Here is a 16,102-nt window from a genome sequence, read left to right as displayed (position 1 = left end):
CCGGCTATGCGGGTGGCACCACTACCTCAAGACCCACCATGGGTACGCCTTGGGACGAAGACTCGGCCACTGGCTTTGGGACGGGCCGTTTGCCGTACAAACGACCCTTGAGGAGTTGCGGGGCGAACTTTGCCCCATTGGCTGACCGCCCGGACGGCGGCCCGACAGCCCGGTGGTTTTGCCGCCCCGGAGTGCGTAGCAGGGCAGTAGGGCAGCCCGGCAGGCCGGCATCCCGGCAGCCCGCACCTGGCAGGCCGGCAGCCCGGCAGGCCGGCATCCCGGCAGCTCCGGTGCCTGGCCCTACAGATACCCCTCGCGCTTCGGCTTGCCGTTCGTGTTGCCGGGCAGGTCGGCAATCGCCGGCCCCTGCTCAATCTGCTGCACCGCTGCCTGCGCCTGGAAAGACGCCTGCAGGCCCTGGAAGAGGCCGCCCATCCATCCGATCAGGGCGGAGTAGGCCATACGCACCTCTTCGGCGGTGGCTCCGTCTTTAAACGGCAGGTCCAGTTGCATGGCGTCCAGCTCGGTGACCAGAAACTCCGGAAGTGCCTCCTCGAGCTGCTTTTTGATTCTGCCGTACAGGGCGGCCAGCTCCTCGGCGGCCTCCTTCGTCGGCTGAATTCGCCTTGCCTCGTCCAAAACTTCCCGGACCATGCTGGCGATACGCATTAGCTTGGTCGGGTCGAGAGGGCGCTCCTCTGGAATCTCCTCCATTGCCATGCTCGCCTCCTTCAGTACGGGATCCGGGGCGAAGTAGTAGAACCCCGCCGGCCGATCATAAAAGGTTCTTTCACAAACAGCGCAAGTCCCAACCGCATAATGGATGTATGGGACATGAGCTTTGGAGAATGACGCAACCTAGGGGCGACGCAGCCAACGTCAAGCTGCCCAAGGGTTTGATCAAGCGTGTCTACCTCTTCGCGAAGCCGTACCGGGCCCGCCTCGTTCTGCTGATGGCAATCATCCTGGGGATGTCCGGGCTCGCCGTCCTGAACCCGCTGATCATCAAAACGATCATCGACGACGCCCTCCCCAACCGTGACCTGGGGCTACTGACCCAGCTCAGCCTGGCGATGGTGGGGTTGGCGGCCCTCACCGGCCTGGTGGCCGTCGGCATGCGCTACCTGACCTCCAGCATCGGCGAAGGCCTGATCTACGACCTACGCGTCTCGCTGTTCAACCACGTCCAGCGGCTCCCCATCGCATTCTTCACCCGGACCCAGACCGGGGCCCTGATGAGCCGGCTGAACACCGACGTCATCGGCGCCCAGCGGGCGGTCACCGAGACCACCTCGGGCACCCTCTCCGTGGTCGCCGACCTGATCGTCACAGCCGCCGCCATGTTTGCGCTCGAGCCCCGGTTGACCCTGATCTCGCTCCTGGTGCTGCCGCTCTTCGTCCTGCCGACCAAGAAGGTCGCAAAAGCCATGCAGAAGCTGGTCCAGCAGCGCATGGAGAGGGACGCCACGATGAACAACCAGATGACCGAACGCTTCCACGTCGGCGGCGCGCTGCTGGTCAAGCTGTTCGGCAACTACTCCTCCGAGTCCAAGCGGTTCTCCGGCAAGGCAGCCGACGTGCGCGACATTGGCGTCAAGACCGCCATGTACGGCCGGATCCTCTACCTGACCTTCACCGTCGCCGCTGCCATCGGTTCCGCCCTCGTCTACTGGATGGGAGGACGCATGGTGATCCAGGGGACGCTGGAGATCGGGACGATCGTAGCGTTCTCGCTTTACCTCGCCCGCCTGTTCGGGCCCATCACCGGTCTCAGCAACATCCCCATAGAGATCAAGACTGCTCTCGTATCGTTCAACCGCGTGTTCGAAGTCCTGGACTTCCCCAGCTCGATTCAGGAGCGCCTCGGCGCCGTCGACCTGGTCGAGCCGAGGGGCGCGGTCGAGTTCGAGGATGTGTGGTTCCGCTACCCCGCGGGCCCCACCGTCTCGATCGCCTCGCTGGAGGAGGGCCGGACCGACGGCGACGCCGAAGAGGAGGAGAACCTGTGGGTCCTCAAAGGCGTCAACTTCAAGATCGAGCCGGGGCAGATGGTTGCCCTGGTCGGCCCCTCGGGAGCCGGCAAGAGCACGATCTCGTCGCTGGTTCCCCGCCTGTACGACACCACCGAGGGCAAGGTCCTGGTCGACGGGGTCAGCGTGAAGGACCTGACCCTGCAGAGCCTGATGGATGCGGTCGGAACCGTGCCGCAGGACGTGCACCTGTTCCACGACAGCATCCGGGCCAACCTGGCTTACGCCAAGCCCGACGTGACCGACGAGGAGATCATCGAGGCCACAAAAGCCGCCCAGATCTACGACCTGATCGAGTCTCTCCCCGACGGCCTCGACACGATGGTGGGGGAGCGCGGCTACCGGCTCTCCGGGGGCGAGAAGCAGCGCCTGGCCATCGCCCGGCTGCTGCTGAAGGACCCCGCAGTGGTGATCCTCGACGAGGCCACCGCCCACCTGGACTCGGAGTCCGAGGTGCTGATCCAGCGGGCCCTCGCCCGGGTGCTCGAAGGCCGTTCCAGCCTGGTCATCGCCCACCGCCTGTCGACGATCACCAGCGCCGATCAGATCCTGGTCATCGACGACGGACGGATTGTGGAGCGCGGGACGCACCTGCAGCTTCTGCGCGGGGGCGGCCTCTACGAGGACCTGTACCGCACCCAGTTCGAGGGCGGACAGGCGAACCTGAAGCTGACCAAAGATGAGTTGCGCCCGGCCGTCGACCTCTAAAAGGACCTGAAATAGGAATCGCACCCGCCGTGAGTATGTGGCAGATGCGATTCAGTCCTTATGTGGTGTTGCGGCCTATACACCCCCCCAGGCTTAAGGCAAATACTGTGTTGCTGGTGAATCCCCCTGTGTTTCGAACCCCCCCGGTTCGAGACAGTGTATTAATCGGCACCATTGGGAATCTGTTAAGCGGTATCGCCCCAAAAGCCCGCCTATTTTTCAGAAAGATTGTTGTGAGATGGCAAGCCCCGTTGTTCCGGTCCCGTCGAGTGCATACTCCGAGGGTGAGAAGCCTGTGAACTCCGCCGAGATGATCGCCGGCCGCTATGAGCTGGGTGAGCTCGTCGGCTCCGGAGGCATGGGTGAGGTCTACGCCGGCCGGGACACCAAGCTCGACCGGGCGGTGGCCCTCAAGTTCCTTCGCAAGGACATGGCGTCGCACGAGGACCTGAGGTCCCGGTTCGAGGCGGAGGCCCGGGCGGCCGGCCGCCTTTCGCACGCCAACGTCGTCGGGGTGTTCGACACCGGCGAGCACGAGGGCAACCCCTTCATCGTCATGGAGCTGCTGTCGGGCCGCACCCTGGCCGACGAGGCGGTGAGCGGCCCTGCCACCGAGGCCCGGGCCCGCCAGGTCTGCCGGGAAATCGTGTCCGCTCTGAAGGCCTCCCACACCCAGGGGGTGCTCCACCGGGACCTGAAGCCGGGGAACGTGCTGCTCTGCGAGGACGGCTCGGTCAAGGTCGGGGACTTCGGTGTCGCCAAGATGGCCGAGGGGATGGACCTCACCCAGGCCGGGATCATGCTGGGGACGCCGGCCTACCTGGCGCCCGAGCGGATCGAGGGGGAGCCTGCCAGCGCCGCCTCCGACATCTACTCGGTCGGGGTGATGCTCTACGAGTTCCTGGCCGGCCGTAAGCCGTTCGACGCCGACACCCCGCTCGGGATGATACGGGCGATCCAGGAGGAGCAGGTGCCTTCCCTGACCGACCTGAGGCCGGACGTCGACCCGGAGTTTGCGGCGGTGATCGGTAAGGCGATGGCACGGGACCCGGCCCTCAGGTACGCCTCGGCGGCGGAGATGGAAGCCGACCTGATCGAGCCCGTCGTGCAGCCGCCCACCGGCGACGCCACCCTGCCTCAGGGGGTGCCGAACCCCACCAGGGTGATGGAGACTCCCGGCGCGCCCCGTGGCACCAACCCGACGCTGGTGTCCAGGCCCGCCGTGCGCAAACGGACCAACCCGTGGGACCGGCTGACCAGGCGGAACAAGATGGGCGTGATCATCGCCGCAGCTCTGTTGCTGTTCACGCTGATCGTAGTTCGCGGCTTCTCCGACGACACCAATTCGGTGTCGCCCTCGCCCGCCGCCAGCCCCGCAGAGACGGCCGGCTCCGGTTCCGGCGAAGTGCCTGCTCCGTTGGAGAACGCCCTGAAAGAGCTCGAGGAAGCGGTGGCGCCATGAGAAGGACCGCCGTCTGCCTGCTGATGACCCTGGTGCTGGCTGCCTGCGGCCAGGACCCCAAGGCGGAGGCCTTCGAGCGGCTGCAGAACCAGGTCGCCGCCATCCGTGACGCTGCGGAAGCGGGCGAAGCCACGACTGCCGTGCAGCGGCTCACCAGCCTGCGGACCAACGTGGCCGAGCTGCGCCAGGACGATGTGATCACCGAGGCGGAGACCCAGAAGATCCTGACCGCGGCCCTGCAGGTCCAGGCGAACCTGCCGCTGATAATGACCGCCCCGCCCCCGGCGCCGGCCCCGCCGGCCGTCGCTCCGCCCCCGGCGCCGGCAGGCAACGCCGGCGGCTCAATTCGCGGAAGCGACGGGGAGAAGGGGCAAAAAGGCGAGAAGGGCGAAAACGGTAAAAAAGGCGACAAGGCAGACAAGGACGACTAACTAGGTCGTTCGAGCAGTTCCTTCAGCTTTTTGTGGCGGTAGGTGAACAACCGCCTGAGGTCCTTTGCTACGAACAGCCCGTGTACCATGCGGCCGCCCGGGACGGCGTAGCCGATGTTGTCGACAGCCCTGGTGCCGCCGCCGTCCTCCTCGAAGACGTGCTCGTGCACCCACTTGCGGAATGGGCCGAACCGCTGTTCGTCGACGAAGCGGTAGGGAGGCTCCCAGGCGGTAATCTCGCTGCGCCAGATGGCGGGCACCCCGCGCACCCGGAACCGGTAACGGATTTTCGTGCCCCGGCACATCTCGATCCGGTCGTCGGAGCGGACCCGGAGGCTGAGCCATCGGGGCGTGATCAACGCCAGGTTGTGGGGGTCCGAGAAGAACTCGAAGACCTCGTGGATGTCCCGGTTCAGGGTCATCGAGGTGGAAAGCCGGTAGCCGCGGCCCGGCCCGCGTTCGATCAGCAGGCCCTCCTCGGTTCGGTACTCCAAGTCTTTCATTGGTATCCAGGTTAACCTCTACAAGAGATTTAGTTTTGACCTGAGGACGCTAAAATCAGCCTTTCAATCAGCGAAGTCGCCGAACGAACCGGGCTTACCATCCCCACCCTTCGCGCGTGGGAATCCCGCTACGGCTTTCCCGCTCCCCAGCGCCTCCCCGGCGGGCACCGCCGCTACGACGAACAAGCGGTCGCCGCCCTCGCCGGTGTGATTCGGGAGCGCCGCAACGGCCTCTCCCTGGAAGCCGCCATCGACAGGGCCAGGGTCTCGGGCTCCAACGCCGAGCCCTCGATCTTCGCCGCGATCCGCAGGGCCGCCCGGGAGCTGCCCGTCCAGGTGATGGGAACCGGCTCGATGCTCGCCATCAGCCGGGCCATCGAGGACGAGTGTTACGCCCACGGCGACCGCCACGTGATCTTCGGCGCCTTCCAGCAGGAGCGGCACTTCCGCCGGGCCGCGCATCGGTGGAGGGAGCTGGGGCGCACCGGCGACCACTCGGTGGTCTTCGCCGACTTCGCCGGGTCCCGGCCCGATGCCAACCCGGTTGAGCTGCGGCTGGAGGCTGCCTCGGTGCTGAGGCGAGAGTGGGCCGTGGTGTGCGACTCACCCACCTTCGCCGCCTGCCTCGCAGGGTGGGAGCGCACGGAGGGCCGGCCGGACGCGGGCCGCCGGTTCGAAGCGATCTGGACGGTCGAGCCCAGGCTCGTGCGCCACGCCTCCCGCGCCTGCGTCGAGCTCGTCCGGAAGACTTCGCCGGAGCTGGCCGAGGCGATCGGGGCCCGGCTGGAAGCCCAGCCGATCCGGGGCAGCGACGATCTTCGAAACGCCACGATCGTCACCAACCGCGTGGTCGGCTATCTGGACCAGCTGGCCCGCTAAGAAACCGTTGACCGAGGCCCCCATCCGCCTCACTATGTTGTGATGAGCTCGCCACCCATAGTGATCGAACAGGCCGGAGGCTCCGGCCCGCCCAAGGAGGCTCTTCCGCCGCTGGGCCGGCGGCTTCTGGGAGGTGCGGCGGTCGTCGCCTACCTGCTGCTCTGGACCGTGGTCCGGCATCGATTCAACACCGGCTACGGCCTGATGTTCGGACACCTGGTCGACGTGGCGTTCCTTCTGCCGATCCTCGTGCTGATTCGCATCGCCGGACCCGCCACCGGCCACCGGCGAAGCGCCTGGTGGTTGCTGTTGGTCCCGATCTTCAACCTCTTCATTGTCTCCGCAGTGATCTACCGGCTGGCGATCCTTCCCCACAGGCCGTGGGCCGGCACGCTCCTCCCGCACGAGTGGACCAGGTGGGTGAAGCTCTCGGTCGCCGCCGGCGCGGTGATCACGCTGGCCGCAGTCGCCTACAGCCTTCCCCAGCAGAGCTGGCCGCTCGAGCGCACCCTGGACGACGCAGTGGCCGGGAGGCTCTCCTCCAACGGCTCGTCCTCTGCGAGCCGCCTCCTTATGGTGTTCGACCGGGGCGACGAGGCGGTTGCGCTCGTCGAATCCGTCGAGAACGGTGACGACCCGATCTTCCGGGCATGGTGGTTCGAACCGGTCCGGTCGTGGTGGCGCAGCGGCTGGAGGCTGGAGACCGACTCGGTCGCCGGCGCCCCCTCGGTGGTCGGGATCCCGCAGTGCTCGGACGACTTCCACGACTGGTGCCGGGTGGGGCTGCCCGAGGAGGCTACCGGCTTTGTCATCGAGTTCGAGAACGGCCGCCAGGCCACCGGCACCGCCTCCGGCGGGCTGGGTGTGGCGTTCGTTCGCCCGAGCGCCCCGCCGGTCCGGGTCGTGGCCTACGACCACCTCGGGGAGGTCATCGCCGACTACGCATCCTGAGTTTACGCACCCGCCCCGAATGGGTATGTTCAACCGCCCCCAAACCAGATCGGCCGAAACATGGCAAGCACCCTGGACCCCGAGGAGGTAACCGCCGCCGGGGCCCCCGCAGTCGCCAAGGTCCCCGAGTCCACCCGCATGGGACCGGTCCACCTCAGCGTCTCCGACCTCACCCGTTCGGTCGACTACTACCGCCGCGCGATCGGCCTCACGCTCTCCTCGCAGGACGGCCTGCGGGCGACGCTGGGCGTCGAGGGGAGCGATCTTCTGGTCCTTACCGAGGAGCCCGGAGCCCTGCCCTCGGCGGGGTACTGCGGGCTTTACCACTTTGCCCTCCTGGTGCCCCGGCGGGTCGACCTGGCGCGCTGGCTGGTCCACGCGGTTCGGGACGGCGTGGCGATGACCGGCATGGCCGATCACTTCGTCAGCGAGGCCCTCTACCTCAGCGACCCCGACGACCACGGCATCGAGATCTACTGGGACCGGCCCCGCGACCTGTGGGAGGGCCTGGTGGCGAGCCGGATGACCACCGTCCGGCTCGACGTCGACGATCTGGTCTCGGAGGTCCGGGGCGATGAGCAGCCGTTCACCGGGCTGGCGGCCGGAACCGTGATGGGCCACGTGCACCTCAAGGTGTCGACGATTCCCTGCGCCACCGCCTTTTACCGGGACACCCTCGGCTTCGGCCTAATGGCGACATTCGGCAACCAGGCCGCATTCCTGAGCGCAGGGGGTTACCACCACCACCTCGGCGCCAACACCTGGGAGAGCGCCGGCAACCCGCCGGCCCCGCCGGGAACCGCACGGCTGCTGCAGCTGAATATCGTCCTGCCGACCGAGGCGGACGTCGACCTGGTGGCCGCCCGGGTGACCGCCGCCGGCCAGGAGCCGGCTCACCTGGACTACGGCGTCATGGTCCACGACCCCGCCGGCAACCCGGTGGTCCTGACCAGCGAGAGAGATTTCTAGCCCGCGGCTTTGACCTGCTCGAAAACCGACAGGAGCACCTCGGGCGGCTGGGCTCCGGAGACCGCGTACTTGTTGTCGATGACGTAAAACGGCACGCCGGTGGCGCCGACCCGCCGGGCCGCCATCCCTTCTGCCTGCACCTGAGCAGCGTAGCGGCCGGTCTCCAGGGCCTCCCGGGCTTCGTCCGGGTCCAGGCCGATCTCTGCACCCAGCTCGACCAGGGAGTCCACGTCGAAGATCGAGCGCCTCTCTGCGAAGTGGGCCTTGTAGAGCCGGTCCCAGGCGTCGGCCGCCAGATTCTTCTCGGCTGCCAAAGCAAGCAGCTGGTGGGCGAGAGCGGTGTTGCCGCTGAGGTTGTCGCCCACGTGGTAGGGCTGAAGGCCCTCCGCTTCGGCCAGGCCCTCGATGCGGCCGGTCGCGGCCGCGAAGCCGGCGTCGTCCAGGCCGTACTTCGCCTTTAGCAGGTCGCGGACGCTCCGGGCCTCCAGCGGGGCGTTCGGGTCCAGCTGGAACGAGTGGTAGACCACCTCGGCCTTCTCCTCATCGGGCAGCTGCGCCAGAGCGGCCTCCAGGCGGTGCTTGCCTAGCCCGCACCAGGGGCAGATTACATCCGACCAGACGTCGATCCTCATTAATTGTCCTCCTTGAAATTGCGGGTGGTGAGCAGGGCGGCGTTGCCCGAGGCGTCCGAGAATCGGACGCCGCCCTCGGGTGCGTCGGCCAGGGTTACCCCGCCCCGGTCCAGGCGATCGACCGCTTCGTCCAGGTCGCCCTCGCCCGGAACCTCGATCGTGAACTCACGCAGGCCTGCGCTGGCCGGCCCGGCGGGCGGGGCGCCTTTGCCGGCCCAGGTGTTCAGGCCCAGGTGGTGGTGGTACCCGCCGGCCGATACAAAAGCTGCGCCGAAGCGGCGGGACATGCCCATTACGTCGAACCCGATCAGGCCGCTGTAGAGGGCGACCGCCTCGTCCACATCCCGGACGTGCAGGTGGACGTGACCCATCTTCGTGCCGCCGGGAAGGGGCACGAAGACGTCCTCGTCGGGCTCGAGAGCGGCGAACAACTCACGCAGGTTGATCGGGTCCCGGCCCGACCGCAGGCGGCCGGAGGAGTCGCGGGCGGCGAACTCGTCGTCCGTCATGAACCAGGTCCCGTCCTCCGGTGTCTCGACGTATACCTCGATGCCGTTGCCGTCGGGGTCCCAGAGGTAGTCGGCTTTGGTCAGGGTGTGGTCGGTGGGGGAGTTGGGGTAGCGGATCTCGACCATACGCTTGACGAACCGGGCGAAGTGCGTCCGGTCCGGAACCACCAGAGCCAGGTGGTAGAGGCCGGTGACGCCCTGCTCCACCGGTCCGGCGGCGCCGGGGTGCAGCACCACCAGATCGCGGCCGGCGGCACCGAGCCGGATCTGCGGCCCGTCGTCCATCACGTCGAGGCCCAGGATGTTGCGGTAGAAGGTCAGCGCCCGATCCCGGTCGGTCACGGCAAGGTGCACCGCGCCCACGCCGGTGGCTGCGGCGATCGACGGGCGGGACTGGGTCTGGGACGCGGAATTGGTCATAGGGATTCCTTTTTCCATCTTCGGGTCAAGATATGTCAATCACTATAACGCTGCAAGTCGCTCTATTATTCCTAGTGACCGGATACCTTAGGATTTAGGGATGGACGCCGAGCAGACGCATATCTGCGACCATGCGTTGACCCAGGTTTTTTCGCTCCTGGGCAAGCGGTGGACCGGCATGATCATCGGGGTGCTGCTCGAAGGGCCCCGCCGCTTCGCCGAGCTTGCCCGCTCCATGCCGTCGATCACCGACGGGATGCTCTCCTCCCGGCTCGCCGAGCTTCGGGACGCCGGACTCGTCGAGCGTCAGATCGTCGAAGGCCCCCCGGTGGCCACCATCTACCTGTTGACGCCCAAGGGGCAGGCCCTGCGCCCGGCGCTCAGCGCGCTGACCGAGTGGGCGCGGCTGAACATGGAGGAAACGACCGAGAAGGTCTAGGCGCGGGCTCCGGCGAGCTTCAGGACGCCCTGGTAGCCGCCGGCCAGATCGGTCGCGCCGGTCAGCCCGAGCTTCTGCAGCGACTCCGCGGCCAGGCTCGACGCGTACCCCTCGTTGCAGACCAGCACGACCTCCTGATCCGGCCGGGGCGCCTGGGGAATGCGGTAGGGAGAACTCGGGTCGAGCCTCCACTCCAGGACGTTCCGGTCGATCACGACCGAGCCGGGCAGCTCACCGTCCCTGGACCGCTGGTCCACCGGACGGATATCGACGATCAGCGCCCCACGAGCCACCAGAGCCGGGAGGTCGGCTGCGGTGGGCCGGGGCGGGAGAAGCCTGCGGGCCTGCTCGACGAGCCGGTCGATTCTCGCGAGCGTGCCGGGGCCCCCGGTCGGGAGGGGGCCGGTCACAGGGCGCTCCTGGGCTCGGGGGCGCTGACGTCGACGGGTTCGGACCGCAGTGCCGCCAGGTAGCAGTCCGGATGATCGGCGTAAAAGGTCATGGAGGATAGGGGAGGCGAGTAGACGTGGACGCTGAGCGCCTTTGCCGGGCCCGGGTTCCACACCCGGTGGACCCGCCCGGGGGTCACCTGACGGGCGTCGCCGGCCCCCAGCACCAGGGTGCGGAGCGGCTCGGGGCGGGCCAGGTCGGTGTAGACCTCCACCAGCACGCCGTCGACGACGTGGAACGCGCCGGAGCTGCCGCCGTGGTCGTGGAGGTCGAGGTCGGCGTCATGGTCCCACTCGATGAGCCAGGCGTCATAAGCGGGAGTGTTGAGTAGCCGGGCATACCGCCGGGTCCCGGCCCCCAGGAGCTCCGCCTCGCCGCGGGTAAGTGTGCGGCCGAGCCCGATAGCGATGTCGGCAAGAACCTCAGGAGCGACGAGAGGAGGAGAAATTTCAGGGGCAACGAGCAACGAAAGCTCCTTTCGAGTGGTGACGAACCCACTTTACCTCATTTACACCGTTAAAACTAGTGTAAATCAGAGATCAAGCTGTCGAAAGAGAACCCCGGTTTTTGGTTTTTTGACAAGAGGAGCGATTGAGCAGGGCGATTGCGACTTAGTTGTTATGCCGAACCAAAAGGGAGCGGGTGGGCCCTCCCTCGGCGTCGTCAATGGTTTTAGACGAGGGAGGCGTCCACCCGCTCCCGTGGCCCGCCAATAACCTAAGTCGGGTCGCTGCTCAATCCAGGGACGAATTTTCCGGCCTTGTTCAACACCGACACCAGGTCGGCGGTGCAGGGGTTGCCGATCATGGGCTTGATGAAGAACGGCAGCTGGGAGACCATCTGGTTCAGCACCCTGACCACTGCCGGGTCGTCGCACAGCCGGTTGATTATCACCTGGGCGTCGGAGGCACACATGTTCTTGCCGAGGGCGCTACGCAGCTCGGCAGTGAGCTTGTCGGCGCCGGCGGCCATCTCGGGGTGTTCGGCCCGGGTCTTGGCGACCTGGTCCAGGATCCAGTTGATCTTGGCGTCGTCGAACCGGCTGCACTTCACCGCGCTGCCGCCGCCCGACTCATCTGCTCCGCCGCCCGCCATACCGGGGATCACCAGGTTGAGGACCGGAGCCGCAGCTCCCTTGGTGGAAGACTTCGCCCTCGGAGCCGCAGCAGTTGCCGGAGCCTGTGCCGGCGCCGGAGCCTGCGTCTGCGCCGGGGGCTCACTGACCGCCAGCACTGCCTCGAAGTTCTCGTTGGCCGGCGCCTCGGGGGCCGCAAGCACCTGAGCGGTCACCCTGGCGTCCTTAGGGCTGGAGGCGTTGGCGATACCGATCACCGCTCCACTGCTGACCGCGGTGGTGAGAAGTAGCGCGAGGCCCAGGACGCGCCCGGCCATCGCGGACTTGGGCAGCTTCAAGAGGCTTGGAGTTCTCATGGTTTCGCCTGATCTCTTTCTGCCCTTTAGCGGCCGCTGGACCAGTTACGCCAGCCGCCGTCGCGGTCGTCGTCGGTGCTGCGGTCCGAGTCGCCGCCGCTCCAGTTGCCGCCGGTCCAGGAGCTTCCGCCGCCGGACTGGGACATCTGGTTGGCGAGGTTCATCCAGCTGCTGAGGTCGCCGAATCCGCCGAACGGGTTGGTGGCCGTGGGGACGGTAGGGACGGTGGGAGCGGGGTTGTTGGTCACCGGAGACGTCGGGACCGTGCCGAACTTGTTCTGGTACTCCATGGCGGTCGCCATGAGGGCGGCTGCCATCTCGCCGATCTGGCCGAACATGCCCAGGGCGGATCCGCTGGCCTTGTCGACGTTCTTGGTGGCGTTGCCGAGCGTGTCCTGGGCGCCCTGGACCACTGCGTTGGCAGTGCCCTGCAGGTTGAGGCCGCCGATCTGGGCGACTGCGTTGTTCAGCTGGGCTGCTGCCTTGTTGATCTGGTCGACGCCGCTCTGGCCGAGTGCAGTGGCCTGCTTGGCGCATGCGGTGGCGTTCTCACCGACGGTTCGGGCCTTGGCAACCATGGCAGCAGCCTGCTCGGCGGTGGTGATCCCGGGGATGCCGGCGACGAGTGCGTTGACCTCGGAGGTCAGGCCGTCGAGGCACTTCTGGGCGGCGGCGGCGGCCTTTTGGGCCTTGCTCTCCGCCTGAGCCGACAGCAGGATCGCCTGGCTGGATGCGGTGCTCGCAATCTGCTGGGCGCCCTGGTCGATGGCCGCCTGATGAAGCTTGGGAAGGTCGGGGAAGCTGAGGGGCAGGCCGCCCGAGACCGGCAGGGCGACTCCCGGACCGCCGGCAACCGGCGCTACGGCCGGGACGTTGATGTCCATCCGGCCGAGCATGGGAAGTGCGTCGGTGGCGGCGAGGCCCCCTGCAACCCCACCGACCGTCACAACTATCGCTGCAATCTTTCCGAACAACGTTCCGAACAATCCCCCAAACATTCTTGATCCTCCACTCTTGCAGTTGAAATCGACTTTTGTGGGCCGAAATAACGAATCTGGTCAGAGATTGGATACCGCCCGGGTTTGTAATCGGCAGGAATAGTTCGAATTTGAAGGGAAAAGCGCGGGAAAATAAAAAGGCTTGACCTTGAGCGGCCTAACACCAAGACTATGGCCCACCTAATATCCGATGCGCGATGCGAGGGGATTCAGGTGGCGACACGAGAGCTGGCGGGCTCCAAAACTGTAGTTCGCGGCAAAGCTCTCGCCGGACTCCCGGACGCCTGCGCCGGATGCCCGCTGGTGACCGTTCTGGTTTGCCGCAAGTGCAAGGGGAGCGACAAGGTCGTCGACTATCTCTCCACCCAGACCCGGGCATCGATCAAGACCGTCCGCTGCCAGAAGGTGTGCGAGGGCCCGGTGGCCGGGATCTCGATCCGGGGCAAGATCGAGTGGTTCGGCAAGATGAAGGGGAAGAAGACGCTGACCGCCATGGCCGCGCTCGCCAACGTCAGCTCGCCCAAGAAGATTCCCAAACAGCTGCGCAAGCGCGTGTGCGTCGAACGATCGGGCCTGCGCCGCTAGTCCCACGGGAGCGGGGTGGGCTCCCTGCCTGCGGTACTCTGACCGCATGGTGTCAGCCGAGTCCCTGGAGCCCTCCACCGGCTCTCCGGAAGTCCTTGCCGCAATCGACATAGGGACCAACTCGTTCCACCTGGTGGTGGCGCGGGTCGGCGGTCCCAACACGATCGAGGTGATGGGCCGCGAGAAGGAGATGGTCCGCCTGGGCTCCGGCGCCGGCGAGCTCAAACACCTGAACGACGACGCGGTCGACCGCGGGATCGAGGCGCTCGGCCGGTTCCGGGTGATGGCAGATGCCTACGGCGCCCCGGTCACCGCCGTGGCTACCAGCGCCGTCCGTGAGGCCCAGAACCAGCAGGTCTTCATCGACCGGGCCCGGGACGAGGCCGGCATCGAGGTCGAGGTTATCTCCGGCTTCGAGGAGGCCCGCCTTATCCACCTGGGAATCCTCCAGGCGGTGGCCGTCTTCGACGAGCAACTGCTGCTCTGCGACATCGGCGGCGGGTCAACCGAGCTGCTGGTGGGCCTGAAGGGCGAGACGATCGCCGCCCGGAGTCTCAAGATGGGTGCCATCCGGCTCACCCAGCGCTTTTTCGGGGCGGACAAGACGTCCCCCGCAGCCGTCGAGTCCTGCCGCCGCTACATTCGGGCCAACCTCGCCGCGTTCGGCCGGGACGTGCGCAGGCTTGGGTTCGACGTAGCCGTCGGGTCGTCCGGAACCATGGCGACGCTTTGTGCGATGGCCGGCGCCCGCAATGAGATACCGCCCCCCAAAACGTGGAACAACTTCCCGCTCACCCGGGGCGACCTGAAGGCGGTGGTCAAATCCCTGGTGAAGGCGCCCTCGGCGGAGGCCCGGGCCAAGCTCGGTGGGATGGACCCGAAGCGGGCGGACATCATCCTGGCCGGCGCCCTCATCCTCGAACAGGTTTTCGAGGAGCTGGACATCGACTCCATGGTCTACTCCGACTACGCCCTGCGTGAGGGGGTCCTGCTGGACGCCTGGCAGCGGCACCACGGCGGATCGCTGCACCACCTGTCCGATCTCCGGCGCCGCAGCGTGGTCAACCTCGCCGAGCAGATGGACGAGGACCGGGTCCACTCCAACCACGTGGCCCAGCTCGCCCTCAGCCTGTTCGACCAGACCGCCGAGCTCCACGGGCTGGGCGACGACGCCCGGGAGTACCTGGAGGCGGCGGCCCTGCTGTGTAACCTGGGCCTCTTTCTGTCGCACGCCGGCCACCACCGGCACAGCTACTACATGATCCGAAACTCGGAGCACCTGACCGGGTTCACGAACCGGGAGATCGAGCTCATCGCCCAGATCGCCCGGTACCACCGCAAGAGCGTCCCCGGGTCCAAGCACCCGGAGTTCGGGGCTCTGCCCAAGAAGGACCAGTACCTGGTGCGCTGCTGCGCCGGTTTGCTGCGGCTGGCGATCGGACTGGATCGAACCCACGGACAGAAAGTGTCGGGGGTAGCGGTGTCGGCACGTAAGACCCTCACGATCGAGGCGGTTGCGAAGGACGGAAGCGACATCAGCCTGGAGCTGTTCAGCGCCTCTCAGCGATCCGACCTGGCGGCCGAGGCCCTCGGGCTGCCGGTGGAGCTGGTGGAGGCCTCTTGACCGAGGTTGCGCGCACGTTCACCTGCTTCGGCGGGGCGACGACGGTTGCCGTCGACGGGTCCGGCCCCGCCGGGGAGCCCGAGCCCGCGGTCCAGTCGACAGTCGACCTTCTGCTCGACCTCCACGCCATCTTCTCCAGGTTCAAGCCGGAGAGCGAGCTTTCGGCCCTGAACAACGACCCCCGGGAACAGGTGCCCGTCAGCCGGCTGATGGCGCGGTTCGTCCGGGCGGCTCTGGGCGCCGCCGAGGCGACCGGCGGTCTGGTGGACTTCACATTCCTGAACGAGATAGAGGCCGCAGGCTACCGGGAGGACCGCTTCCGCGGCACGCTGTCGCTGGTCCTGGCCCTTGCGCTGGGGCCACCTCGCAAGGCCGGCGGGAGCGAACCGGGAGCCCGGTGGAAGCAGGTTTCGGTGGACCTGGAGACGAACACAGTCACCCGGCCGGTGGGCATGAGGTTCGACGGAGGCGGGATCGTCAAGGGGATGGCGGCCGACATGGCGGCGGAGCGGCTGGCCGGACACCCCGGCTTCGCCGTCGACTGCGAGGGCGACGTGCGTGTGGGCGGGACCGAGGGGGCGGTGCGGATGCTCGAGGTGCCCAACCCGTTCGGAGGGCCCAAGCTGCACGAGTTCGAGGTGAAGGAGGGGGCGCTGGCCACCAGCAGCATCGCCAAGCGCAGCTGGTTTCAGTCGATGAAACCGACCCACCACATCCTCGACCCGCAGACCGGCGTTTCCGCATTCACCGGGGTGGTCCAGGTGAGCGCCCTGGCGCCCACCGGGCTGGAGGGCGAGGCGCTGGCCAAGGCGGCCGTGCTCAGCGGCCCCGAGGGAGCCGAGGCGTGGCTGCCCCACGGCGGGGTGATTCTTTACGACGACGGCTCTGCGAAGGTGGTCGAGCCCCCCGGCTAGACCGAGACGAACTGGAATTGGTCGAGCGGCAGGCCGTAGACCTTTTGGGCCCCCTCCTTGTCCAGCTCGGTGATCTGAAGCGTCTTGGAGCCCAGGTCGCCACAGAAGTAGTGCATCACCGACCGGGGGTCGTACTGGGTCAGGTCGATGGTGTCCTTGGTCTCCTC

General features: G+C 67.1%; 18 protein-coding genes. 10 read left to right on the top strand and 8 right to left on the bottom strand.

Annotated elements, in window-relative coordinates; all coding sequences use genetic code 11:
• Positions 1 to 300: 300 nt before the first annotated feature.
• A complete protein-coding gene (locus tag VFV09_01040; protein ID HEU4866287.1) occupies positions 301 to 720 on the bottom strand; it encodes a proteasome activator in 420 nt (139 codons plus the stop codon).
• 128 nt (positions 721 to 848) lie between these two features.
• On the opposite strand from VFV09_01040, the gene VFV09_01035 reads away from it, so the two are divergent.
• The 3 genes from VFV09_01035 to VFV09_01025 all read left to right on the top strand — a co-directional run bounded on the left by VFV09_01035 (position 849) and on the right by VFV09_01025 (position 4,631).
• A complete protein-coding gene (locus VFV09_01035; protein ID HEU4866286.1) occupies positions 849 to 2,738 on the top strand; it encodes an ABC transporter ATP-binding protein in 1,890 nt (629 codons plus the stop codon).
• Between the two features lie 238 nt (positions 2,739 to 2,976).
• Positions 2,977 to 4,200, top strand: a complete 1,224-nt coding sequence (locus VFV09_01030) for a serine/threonine-protein kinase (GenBank protein ID HEU4866285.1) — start codon at positions 2,977 to 2,979, stop codon at positions 4,198 to 4,200.
• Positions 4,197 to 4,631 carry a hypothetical protein gene (locus VFV09_01025; protein HEU4866284.1) on the top strand — a complete coding sequence of 145 codons (435 nt, stop codon included), beginning with the start codon at positions 4,197 to 4,199 and terminating at the stop codon, positions 4,629 to 4,631. The genes VFV09_01030 and VFV09_01025 overlap by 4 nt, the downstream gene beginning before the upstream one ends.
• Here VFV09_01025 and VFV09_01020 read toward each other — a convergent pair.
• The gene (locus tag VFV09_01020; protein HEU4866283.1) at positions 4,628 to 5,134 is read right to left on the bottom strand and encodes an SRPBCC family protein; all 507 of its coding nucleotides are present in this window, start codon (positions 5,132 to 5,134) and stop codon (positions 4,628 to 4,630) included. The genes VFV09_01025 and VFV09_01020 overlap by 4 nt on opposite strands.
• Positions 5,135 to 5,188: 54 nt before the next feature.
• Between VFV09_01020 and VFV09_01015 the strand changes: the two genes are divergently transcribed.
• From VFV09_01015 to VFV09_01005, 3 genes are read left to right on the top strand one after another with little or no spacing between them, the layout of a single operon-like run.
• The gene (locus VFV09_01015; GenBank protein ID HEU4866282.1) at positions 5,189 to 6,013 is read left to right on the top strand and encodes a DICT sensory domain-containing protein; all 825 of its coding nucleotides are present in this window, start codon (positions 5,189 to 5,191) and stop codon (positions 6,011 to 6,013) included.
• A gap of 42 nt (positions 6,014 to 6,055) precedes the next feature.
• Positions 6,056 to 6,964, top strand: coding sequence for a hypothetical protein (locus VFV09_01010; GenBank protein ID HEU4866281.1), 909 nt, complete (start codon positions 6,056 to 6,058; stop codon positions 6,962 to 6,964).
• A 60-nt stretch (positions 6,965 to 7,024) separates the two neighbouring features.
• Positions 7,025 to 7,933: a VOC family protein gene (locus tag VFV09_01005; protein ID HEU4866280.1), complete on the top strand. Its 909-nt coding sequence runs from the start codon at positions 7,025 to 7,027 to the stop codon at positions 7,931 to 7,933.
• Here the strand turns inward: VFV09_01005 and VFV09_01000 are convergent.
• Positions 7,930 to 8,565, bottom strand: coding sequence for a DsbA family oxidoreductase (locus VFV09_01000; protein HEU4866279.1), 636 nt, complete (start codon positions 8,563 to 8,565; stop codon positions 7,930 to 7,932). The genes VFV09_01005 and VFV09_01000 overlap by 4 nt on opposite strands.
• Positions 8,565 to 9,494 carry a VOC family protein gene (locus VFV09_00995; protein ID HEU4866278.1) on the bottom strand — a complete coding sequence of 310 codons (930 nt, stop codon included), beginning with the start codon at positions 9,492 to 9,494 and terminating at the stop codon, positions 8,565 to 8,567. The genes VFV09_01000 and VFV09_00995 overlap by 1 nt, the downstream gene beginning before the upstream one ends.
• A 100-nt stretch (positions 9,495 to 9,594) precedes the next feature.
• Here VFV09_00995 and VFV09_00990 point away from each other — a divergent pair, with 100 nt between their 5' ends.
• Positions 9,595 to 9,933 carry a helix-turn-helix domain-containing protein gene (locus VFV09_00990; GenBank protein ID HEU4866277.1) on the top strand — a complete coding sequence of 113 codons (339 nt, stop codon included), beginning with the start codon at positions 9,595 to 9,597 and terminating at the stop codon, positions 9,931 to 9,933.
• On the opposite strand, the gene VFV09_00985 is transcribed toward VFV09_00990, so the two are convergent.
• From VFV09_00985 to VFV09_00970, 4 genes are all read right to left on the bottom strand, one after another.
• Positions 9,930 to 10,343, bottom strand: a complete 414-nt coding sequence (locus tag VFV09_00985; GenBank protein HEU4866276.1) for a rhodanese-like domain-containing protein — start codon at positions 10,341 to 10,343, stop codon at positions 9,930 to 9,932. The two genes, VFV09_00990 and VFV09_00985, sit on opposite strands and share 4 nt — an antisense overlap.
• The gene (locus VFV09_00980; GenBank protein HEU4866275.1) at positions 10,340 to 10,849 is read right to left on the bottom strand and encodes a cupin domain-containing protein; all 510 of its coding nucleotides are present in this window, start codon (positions 10,847 to 10,849) and stop codon (positions 10,340 to 10,342) included. Before VFV09_00980 ends, VFV09_00985 begins: the two co-directional genes overlap by 4 nt.
• Before the next feature lie 251 nt (positions 10,850 to 11,100).
• On the bottom strand, positions 11,101 to 11,814 hold the full coding sequence (locus VFV09_00975) for a hypothetical protein (GenBank protein HEU4866274.1): 714 nt from the start codon (positions 11,812 to 11,814) through the stop codon (positions 11,101 to 11,103).
• 26 nt (positions 11,815 to 11,840) lie between these two features.
• Positions 11,841 to 12,812, bottom strand: a complete 972-nt coding sequence (locus VFV09_00970; GenBank protein ID HEU4866273.1) for a hypothetical protein — start codon at positions 12,810 to 12,812, stop codon at positions 11,841 to 11,843.
• A gap of 213 nt (positions 12,813 to 13,025) precedes the next feature.
• Between VFV09_00970 and VFV09_00965 the strand changes: the two genes are divergently transcribed.
• Genes VFV09_00965 through VFV09_00955 form a run of 3 tightly spaced genes read left to right on the top strand, consistent with a single transcriptional unit; the run spans position 13,026 to position 15,935 of the window.
• The gene (locus VFV09_00965; protein HEU4866272.1) at positions 13,026 to 13,397 is read left to right on the top strand and encodes a hypothetical protein; all 372 of its coding nucleotides are present in this window, start codon (positions 13,026 to 13,028) and stop codon (positions 13,395 to 13,397) included.
• 46 nt (positions 13,398 to 13,443) lie between these two features.
• Positions 13,444 to 15,021 carry a Ppx/GppA phosphatase family protein gene (locus tag VFV09_00960; protein HEU4866271.1) on the top strand — a complete coding sequence of 526 codons (1,578 nt, stop codon included), beginning with the start codon at positions 13,444 to 13,446 and terminating at the stop codon, positions 15,019 to 15,021.
• Entirely contained in the window at positions 15,018 to 15,935 is a 918-nt protein-coding gene (locus tag VFV09_00955) for an FAD:protein FMN transferase (protein ID HEU4866270.1), read from the top strand. Before VFV09_00960 ends, VFV09_00955 begins: the two co-directional genes overlap by 4 nt.
• The last annotated feature ends 167 nt before the right edge of the window (positions 15,936 to 16,102 follow it).

It is taken from the genome of Actinomycetota bacterium, from assembly GCA_035759705.1.
Lineage (GTDB): Bacteria > Actinomycetota > CADDZG01 > JAHWKV01 > JAHWKV01 > JAJCYE01.
This window is presented reverse-complemented; position numbering and strand designations above follow the sequence as displayed.